Raw genomic sequence first — 245 nt, 5'->3', positions numbered from 1 at the left:
GTCCTAAGGCCGACCGCCATTTCAGCATGCCCAAGGACGTATGTGCCGCACATGGGCTCAAGCCATCCGCCCGCACATCCGTTGTGGATTGACCCGCGAGGAGGGCCCAGCATGTCAGAACGTCTCAACATAGGCCCGCTGCAACTTGGCGAAACGGCGCCCAATGTCGTGCTCGACGCGATTACCCGCGAGGGCAAGATCGCCATCGACGATTTCCGAGGCGAGAAACCAGTGCTGGTTGGGCT

The 245-nt window shown here is 61.2% G+C and carries 1 pseudogene; it reads left to right on the top strand.

What is annotated here, in order from left to right:
• Nucleotides 1–111: 111 nt before the first annotated feature.
• Nucleotides 112–245: pseudogene (locus tag DH10_RS35885) on the top strand (AhpC/TSA family protein); the annotation flags it as partial.

Origin of the sequence: Mesorhizobium silamurunense, assembly GCF_014843825.1 — a bacterium.
In the GTDB taxonomy this organism is placed as follows: domain Bacteria; phylum Pseudomonadota; class Alphaproteobacteria; order Rhizobiales; family Rhizobiaceae; genus Mesorhizobium; species Mesorhizobium silamurunense.
The sequence above is the reverse complement of the archived record's forward strand: the minus strand, read 5'-3'. Positions and strand labels throughout refer to the sequence as shown.